Source organism: uncultured Streptococcus sp., from assembly GCF_905372115.1.
Lineage (GTDB): Bacteria > Bacillota > Bacilli > Lactobacillales > Streptococcaceae > Streptococcus.
The window spans coordinates 1-8307 of the sequence record NZ_CAJPNR010000066.1 but is presented as its reverse complement, the minus strand read 5'-3'; the positions used below and the strand labels follow the sequence as shown (position 1 = coordinate 8307).

Sequence of the window (8307 nt, the reverse complement as noted above, 5' to 3'; positions counted from 1 at the left end):
TTCTTAAAATTCATTGAGTGCCAATGCGTATTCATCAAAATAGTGCGAATAGCACCTTTAAGAGAGCTGCCAGGGATATAAGGGTTACCGTAACAATCTCTCATAAATTGATGAACGCCATTTATTTCTCCTGGATTTGTCGTTTCCTGATTTCGAGTTGCATTCTCTTCTTTAGGATTTTCAAGCCCTGTTGCTTTAAGTCTATAACCCCCAAAATCATGTTTTGTTATGCCATGCTCAACTAGAAAATCACTTATTCGATTGGTTTTATTATCCGAATCAATTAAGAACTTTTGGAATTTTTCATCAATACCTCGTTTGATAAGTTCGTCATAAAGCAGAGCCATATCCGGAAAATAATATTCATCCCCTTCAAGAATATACTCACGAGCAGTATGAAGCTGACCACTACCGATATGCACTGGTCCCAAGGTCCACAGAGTCAGCTTGAATTTCCTATATTTTGTCTTCATTTGGATTCCTCCAATATATAGAATAAGGGTTTAGCATAATGCCAGACTGAATGAGAAAACTCATCACTTGGCTTGACATCGCAGATTTGCCCATTATAAGTTTTGGAAAAGGTTGAACCTGCCTTAAAAGTGTAAAGATTCTGCTTGCGATAATTAGACTCCGTCTCCTCACTAAATGCAAAGCCACTTGACTTTTTCAGTAAGTATCTTCCCCCATTCATTGCTATTTCCAAATCACTATCTACCGGCAAGGAAGTTGTCAAAGTCATTACTTTGCCTGTATGGTTAACAGTTAATTTTTCCAAAAAATCCAGTGGCTGGGCAACAGTTTTATCCAGAGTAAAACCACCGTAACCACTGCTGCGCTTTCCTCCGATACCACTAAACTGAAGACTTTCCAATAAACGATCCAACAAATCAGATTGATTGGCGATGAAATACAGACTGCTTTTGTCAAAGTGAACTGAAGCAACTTGATAAAGATTTCCATCTTGGAAGGGCTGGTTTTTTGTGTTAATTGATTTTGTAGCCAGAGATTCACCAACAATACTATTTCCAGATAGAAAGCAGTCAAAATCCCCCAGCTTAATAAAAGCTAATTTTTTTGCTTTTTTTGCTTCTTCCCGCTGTTTGATAATATCTTCATTTCGGTTGACTTTATCCAACAATGGATAGCCGATTGGCTTAGGGAGATAAGGGGTTTCCATATAGGGGAAAGCATCAGTCAATACAAACTCATCCTGTCGAGATAAATTCTCAAACTCATCTAAGACCCCCGCCTTAATAGCTTCAAGCACTAAGGCAGAGTAAAGACGAGCTGCCGTGAAAGTCATGACCGAATCATCCAAATGACCTTCTCCAAAATGAGCAGACTTAAAATCTAATTTATAGAGTTGATAGGCCATAGCAGACCTCCTTACTTAATTTCTGAATCTGGGATCTCTATACTTCCTCCACCATCGGACTCATCATTAGTAAATGGTTTCAGGGCTTTTTTAATCCTATCCTCATCAAATTCACCAAAGACAGTCCTAACCTCAAAGTTTTTAAAACACACTTTACCATAGCCGCGACTGCCAGAACCGCCTAAGTAATCCCATTCTAACAATTCAAAACCAGCTTTGAGAATTTCCATATCCTTTTCGACCTCAGTGAGTTCTTTCTCCTGAATAGAATAGATAATCTCAAAAGCAAATTCACTTTCACGAATAGCTCGCTCAACTTGTCGAGGAGTTGCTTCAGCTGTAATGCGATTGATTGTATTTTCAAACTTAACTTCTGTGTAAGTAGATACTCTTTTACCTAGCTCTTCTTTGTTGTTTAGAAAGGCATCTCGAAAAACCAAGCGGCCAATTTTATAAGTTTCTGAATTTCCGAAAAGACGGCTAATTTCCAAACTATCTTTACTTAACTTCTCTGTTGTGTTGCTATTATAGTCTGTCCGATAAAGTAAGCTGCGCATTTTTCCTTTTAAAGTAGATCCAGGAATATAGGGAAGATTCGTAAGGGGATCTTTGATAATAGGATTATTGGTAGCACCAATAGCTGCGAAGGCATTACTGGTACCAATATGAAGTCCGCTTTTCAGCTCAATAATTCCTGAAATTTTTACTTTTGAATAGGTCATTGATCTCTTCCTCCATTGAATTTAAAATATGCAATCAAAGCTTCCATATATCGACAGAAGCGCTGTAAACTAGGTATATCTTGAATTTCTGTCAACGCTTCTAATAAACCTGCTTTTTTAACAAAATCTTCTACAGCTGGTTCTCTTCCGGATTGGTAGACAAACTGAATCCTCAAATAGGAAATTTTTTCTCTTAATTCCTCAATATCATTTTTTGTTTTACTTTCGTCAAAAAGATTGCTGGTCAAGGCTGCTAAATTACGAATTTGTGTACTGGTTAATTTGAATTTTATCTTCCCTTTGTTTGGCCCTTCTGTGTATGTCCCTGAATTTTTCAAGCTATGAATGACCAGGTCAGCTTTATCAACATAATCATCCGTCAAAATAGGCGACTTAAGCTTAAAAAATTTTTGTTCATTACTTTGATTACCATATCTATCTTGATTACGATTGTTTTGAAAATTCTTTTTACCGTTATTTCGGTTGTTCTTATTTTTTTCGTACGGTGCCATCTTTTATACCTTTCTAATCTCATATAGATAGTAGATGTCTAATCTCATATAGATAGTAGATGAGAGCGAACTCTGCTTCTCTCTGTGTTTTACTGCTGCTCTTGTACCAATTCCAAAAAGCATTTTTAAATTCTCTGAAGTGCTCCTTCCCCTCTTTGCCAGCTTCATCTTCCATTCGCGCCAATAGATAAGCCAAGCGGGCAACATTCATCCTTCTATCATCTTCCGGCCCATATCCCTTATACATCGTTTTATCATTAAGTTGCAAAAGTTCGACCAAGCGATAGAGAAAATTGATGCCCCGCTCCTTCTGCCCAGAGAAATATCTCCGAATATCCTTTAATTTTCCTTTGTAAATCTCATCAATAAAGTCATCAAACGCGAAAGTGTACCGTTCGTTGAAAAGAGAAATGCTATCTTTGCCATTGGACTTGGCGGCTTCTTCAAGATGTCCAGCATCCAAAGCCATCAGATGAATCGGAGTTTTGTCTGGATAAAGCCCAACACCTGCAGATAAGGTCAGCTTCCCATTTGTAAAAGCAATAAATTTCTGCCTAATATCAACCGCAAAATCTATAACATCCTGCCAGCTGCCAATCGCAAACACATCGTCACCACCTGCATAGATAATCGTTAAATTCTTACCTTCTGCAAAATGATTAATATGAAACTTAAAGAAAAGACTCATTTGCTGAGAAAATACTGCAGAGCGAGCAAGAGTATTATAACTTCCAGCTGCTTGTTCAGAAAATCCAGCCATAAAGGCCGCACCTAGATTGTCTACATCCAAACGCAAAACAGCCAGCCGCTTAATTCCCCTAGTCTCACCCTCATTTCCTTCGATTTCTTTTTGAGACAGACCAGCATAATCTTCGATATTCGCTGCCTGACGGTCTCCGATATAGACATGAATAGCAGCATAGTTCGTAGAAAATTTATTTTTCACATATAAACGACCTGAAGCGGGAATATCATCTCCATCCACAGCCAGCAATACAGCTCCATGGCCAATCGGCAGTCCTTCTTCTCCCTCTACAATTTGAAAATAATAATAATCTTCCCTTTCAGGATTTTCAGTGTCGTTAAAAGTATGAATTTTAGCAGCAAATCCTCTAAGTTCACGACAAATAGGACAAAGATTTTGTACATCCTCGCCACCTATCCGCAGCTCCTTAATATCCCCAACTGCATGGCAAATTTCACACTCTCGTTCAGACTGTTTACCACCCTTATTGAGCACTCGCAGGGTAGTTGCATCGTAGCGAGAGATTTTCTTTTCAGAAATCATCCGACTAGTCTCTTGGTATATCTCGCGATAGTGTTGTAGATAACTAGCAACCGAGCCATAACGGTATTTCATAATCTGCTCTGCAGCAAATGGTGCCCAACCAAAAGCAACATAGAGACCCGTCTGAAAATGCTTCAGGAGGAAACTGTTAAATTCCATTTCAAACTGCTCCAAAACTGTCACTGTAGCTTCTGTATTGGGTAAAACGAAATAGGCATGGCCACCGCCAACATAAAGGGCATTGGCGCGTGATAGAGCCAACTTCTCCAAGAGACTATCCACAATATTTTCACTCATAAATTCCAGATAAAGACTGCGAGCCTTGAGTTGCTTAGCAGCCCCTTTGCTGGCGATATTGTAGATAAAGTCCTGGATACCAGAAAGATCAAAACTAGCTAGCAAGAAGGCTGATTCTCTATAAAATTTGGATTCATCATCTAGTAGAGTATATTGGTCTTGGCTTTCCAGATAATCAAAAATCGCAGTAGCAAAAGCAACTGTTAATCGACTATGCTCTGCCAGAGAGAGATCTCCCAGCTCCTTGTCTCCAGGAAGTAGAGGAACTTTCGAAAACAAGCTCCGCCAAAGATTGAAAAAGGAAGGCAAGCTTTCTTCCTCTAAGGGAAGTTGTTGCAGTTTTTCATTCAAAATATTCAGCAGTTCCTCATAACAGTTCTGACTAATATCAGCTGTTTCGTTGATGGCAATATTGAGTTTGCTCTCATCTGTCAAGACTTCAAACTTCTGATAACGAGTCTCCTCTTTCTTTTTGAAGGCGTTAAAGATATCAGCCAGCGGTTTGAAAAGCTGCTCTTTTGAAACTTCGTTTTCATCTAATGAGCCACTGGCAATATTATTTGCCAAAGCGATTATTTTTTCTGTTCTGCTATCCCCACCAAAATTAAGATGGGGCAGTTGCTCTTTTAACCATGCTTTCCCCAAATCTATATCATCGGGCTGACCGTGCGAGCGACTAACAACTCGGCCAAGATTGTGAAACAAGGCCTGGTAAATCAAATCAAGTTTTTCTTTCTTCAATTCTCATCCCTCCCATTCCTAAGCTGCATTTAGCTCCGACTCCAGAATATTCCCCGAATCTCAGAAGCATCTGGGCATAGGCCTTTAAGGTAGATGCTCCCTGGATCCGAATAGTTACCCTACCCTCAAAGGCGGGGTATTTTCGTCCATGAATCGGGAAATAATGACTCTTCAGACGATAACTGCTGATTTGGCTATGCTCTGCTAAAAACTCCAGCGTTTCCTCCTCTATCTCTGCTTTGCCTTCTACCAGCCGGCTGTACTTCTGCATGAGACTCTGAAAGATTAGACGTGTATCTGGAAAAAGGACAAACTGCCCCTGACGTTTAAAGGTCGTCGGAGTATAGAAGTTCAGGCTTATCAAGTGCGAAGCCTCATCTCCCTGAAAAACCTCCAGCAAGGACTGGGACGAAAGAGACTGGATTTCGATATTCTTCACCAGAATTTCCTCAGAATAAGTCTCTAATTTTATCGTTTCAAGACTCAATAGCTGGGGCAATATCTGCTGCTCCGCTTCTTCCGAAAGTAAGTTTACCGTCCAAATAGACTCCTCCCTATCCGAACGAAGATTCATCGAGTAGGGATTGGTCTCTTGCTGATGGAGGAAAGAGGCAAAGTCATCCGACAGCTTCTCCATGAGAAAGCCCTGCAGTTTACAGACTAAGTCATCATCCTTCAAAGATACCTTTGAAAGATGCAATCGTATTTTCTTCACATTTCCATTCCTTTCTATAATAAGAAAAAGCGCCTAAAAACGGTGAAAGTATTTTTCACCGAATCTAGGGCGCCCTTTTTTAGTTATTATCAGTACTGTTTTTACGATTGTTATTATATCAAATCTTGAAAGCGATGTCAAGGTTTTTCTTATTTTAAATATCTAATCCTATTTTAAAAATCGCATCATAATCCCCCCAGTTTCCGTACCCTCTCGAGTTGAATGGAGGTTCTTACGGTTTAACCCAGAATTTAAAGAGTGGAATTACTGGTTTCCGTACCCTCTCGAGAACGCTAGGGCGCTTACGATGGTTTTGACTGGACAGAAAACAGTATTCCAGTGTTTCCGTACCCTCGCGAGGTGACTGGGGGGGCTTACTGCGCAGTTTATTGGTAAACGCGAAGAAGTTCTAGTTTCCGCCCCCTCTCGAGGTGACTAGGGGTTCTTACAAAATATTGAGATAGCTATGAAAGAAAGTCTATCTCGTTTCCGTACCCTCCCGAGGTGAATGGGGATTCTTACTTTGATTTATCAGGTATTAACGATCAAACACTACTTAACGTTTCCGTCCCTTTTCAAGGTGGTTGGGGGTTCTTACAATTACTAGCGGAGAATACAACGATTATAGGCAGCTAGTTTCCGTCCCCTCTCGAGGTGAATGGGGGGTCTTACAGAACCTAAGAAATGAAGATGACATGACTGGATGGGGGTTTCCGTCCCCTCCCGAGGTGACTAGGGGTTCTTACGCAAAAAGTAGATGAATTGCTAGATAGTGGAGGAGTGGGTTTCCGCCCCCTCACGAGGTGACTGGGGTTTCTTACCTATTTATCAGGAGTTTTGATAAATGAAGAATAATCAACTGGTTTCCGTACCCTTTCGAGGTAACTGGGGTTTCTTACTGTTCTTATTGGGATCACTAGTGTCGCTTGTATCGGACTTGTTTCCGCCCCCTCGCGAGGTGACTGGGGGTCTTACAAAAAATTATGTACTAATGATTGCTAACGACTTGTTTCCGTACCCTTCCGAGGTGAATGGGGGGTCTTACATAAGAAAGATGTGACTGACGTTCGTGTTCTAAACTCAGTTTCCGTCCCCTCCCGAGGTGACTGGGGTTTCTAACCTTACTGGAGGGGTACGACAACTATGATGACGCTTTATTTCCGTACCCTCTCGAGGTGACTGGGGTTTCTAACCCCATATCTTGTATAGGGTCTTCGCGTCAGACCACTAGATCTAGTTTGACATCCCAGTTGAAACTTATCCTTATTATACCATGAAGACAGCAAAATTTAAAGATTAAAAGAATAATATCTCTTCCAGCAACTCAGCGCCAGCATAGGGATTAAAGACTACAGTTTCTTCTTTATGCCCGACATATACGATGATATTGTCTCCTTCATCGGCTTGATAAAAGTCTCTTATATCTTTTATCAAAAGGTCAAAATTCAGCTTTTCTATATCGACTTCGAAGCAAGAACGCTGAACCCTTGTACCATAGCCTTCTAAAAGCTTGGCTAGTTTTAAACGCCTTTTATTACTTACGATATCATAAATAACCAGACAAAACTTTGTTTTCTTCCTGGCAAATTCCTTGCTGACACTATCAAGATTATAAAAAGTCATCTTCACTCTCCCGTATAACTGCTGATATAGTCGTCAGCATTCCTTGACTTAAAACATCGAATCAAAGACTTAATTTGCTGATCTGCCATGTACAAAAAAGTATAGCGATTCTTATCCAATTCGACATAATGATGGATTTCTAAGATGCGCTCCCTCATAGCTCGAGAAAATACTTCAATCCCTTCCGAAGTCAAATGCATTTCATCCCCCATCTTCTCAAAATGCTCCCCCTAATATCACCATGCTTAATCAGACTCATCACAGTATCATCTACGATGACTGGACGCCACTCTTCCATCAGGCCGCTGGCTAGTACTGCATGATGGGTATGTGGCTGATGGGTAACTCCAAAGCCTGCACTAAGACAATTTTTCCGAATCAAGCCAATAAAACAGGAATACAAAATTGAATACCCAAAATTTAGCAGCGCATTAAAACGATCTAAGGATGGCCTCCTATTGCGACAATAAAACTGAAAATCTTCTTCTACCAGTAGATTTAGATAGTAGAAATAAGATTTAGCAATCCTGCCTTCAATCCCCATCATTTCTGATATGCTTTTGGCAGATTCAAGGCTCTCACAAGCAGATTTAAAACGTTTAAAGTCCTCTTCGTCAAATAGACCTTGCTCATCGTATGCTTTTAGCAGATTTAATTGATTCATGATTTTTGCCCAAGCTATTCTCTGCGACATCTTCAGACAGAAACTTTTATCAAAAGAAGCCTGGGCCTGCTCTCTCTGCTTTTCATAGTCCGCATCCTTAAAAGAATCCATCGAAAATAAAAACTCACCCTTGCTGGAAAAATAGAAGACTGGAATCCCATGGCGAGATAAAGATTTCAGTAATTATGTTGATAACTGAGAATTACCAAATATAAGAATGTTATCAATTAGACCTAATGAAATAGCCTTGAGCATAGTGCGTTCTTGGTTCCTTATCATTAACTTACGATCACTAATTGATAAGCTGTATGAAGAGTTCTGAATATACAAATCAGCCATATTAAAACACTTTCTTTTTATTTAATAT

General features: G+C 39.9%; 9 protein-coding genes. All 9 read right to left on the bottom strand.

From position 1 onward, the window contains the following. Nucleotides 1–473, bottom strand: a 473-nt coding sequence (csm5, locus tag QZ169_RS11195) for a type III-A CRISPR-associated RAMP protein Csm5 (protein WP_295507070.1), incomplete at its 3' end; no start/stop codon positions are given. Further along, on the bottom strand, nt 470–1378 hold the full coding sequence (gene csm4, locus QZ169_RS11190) for a type III-A CRISPR-associated RAMP protein Csm4 (RefSeq protein ID WP_124765953.1): 909 nt from the start codon (nt 1376–1378) through the stop codon (nt 470–472). The genes csm5 and csm4, both read right to left, overlap by 4 nt. Before the next feature lie 11 nt (nt 1379–1389). Then, nucleotides 1390–2100 (bottom strand): type III-A CRISPR-associated RAMP protein Csm3, encoded by a 711-nt coding sequence (gene csm3 / locus QZ169_RS11185; RefSeq protein ID WP_124765955.1) that lies wholly within the window; start codon nt 2098–2100, stop codon nt 1390–1392. After that, a complete protein-coding gene (gene csm2, locus QZ169_RS11180; protein WP_032909801.1) occupies nt 2097–2486 on the bottom strand; it encodes a type III-A CRISPR-associated protein Csm2 in 390 nt (129 codons plus the stop codon). The genes csm3 and csm2 overlap by 4 nt, the downstream gene beginning before the upstream one ends. A 145-nt stretch (nt 2487–2631) precedes the next feature. After that, complete coding sequence (cas10, locus tag QZ169_RS11175) at nt 2632–4938, bottom strand: type III-A CRISPR-associated protein Cas10/Csm1 (protein WP_124765959.1); 2307 nt, start codon at nt 4936–4938, stop codon at nt 2632–2634. Continuing rightward, entirely contained in the window at nt 4919–5653 is a 735-nt protein-coding gene (cas6, locus tag QZ169_RS11170) for a CRISPR-associated endoribonuclease Cas6 (protein ID WP_124765961.1), read from the bottom strand. The genes cas10 and cas6 overlap by 20 nt, the downstream gene beginning before the upstream one ends. Before the next feature lie 1296 nt (nt 5654–6949). Next, a complete protein-coding gene (gene cas2, locus QZ169_RS11165; RefSeq protein WP_164549564.1) occupies nt 6950–7276 on the bottom strand; it encodes a CRISPR-associated endonuclease Cas2 in 327 nt (108 codons plus the stop codon). Nucleotides 7277–7278: 2 nt separating this feature from the next. Beyond that, entirely contained in the window at nt 7279–7488 is a 210-nt protein-coding gene (locus QZ169_RS11160; protein ID WP_124765965.1) for a hypothetical protein, read from the bottom strand. Continuing rightward, nucleotides 7467–8096, bottom strand: coding sequence for a CRISPR-associated endonuclease Cas1 (cas1, locus tag QZ169_RS11155; RefSeq protein ID WP_260425627.1), 630 nt, complete (start codon nt 8094–8096; stop codon nt 7467–7469). Before cas1 ends, QZ169_RS11160 begins: the two co-directional genes overlap by 22 nt. Between the last annotated feature and the right edge of the window lie 211 nt (nt 8097–8307).

Coding starts and splice junctions, on each gene's coding strand:
- csm4 (WP_124765953.1), bottom strand. CDS start 1,378: ATGGCCTATCAACTCTATAAATTAGATTTTAAGTCTGCTCATTTTGGA.
- csm3 (WP_124765955.1), bottom strand. CDS start 2,100: ATGACCTATTCAAAAGTAAAAATTTCAGGAATTATTGAGCTGAAAAGC.
- cas2 (WP_164549564.1), bottom strand. CDS start 7,276: ATGACTTTTTATAATCTTGATAGTGTCAGCAAGGAATTTGCCAGGAAG.
- QZ169_RS11160 (WP_124765965.1), bottom strand. CDS start 7,488: ATGGGGGATGAAATGCATTTGACTTCGGAAGGGATTGAAGTATTTTCT.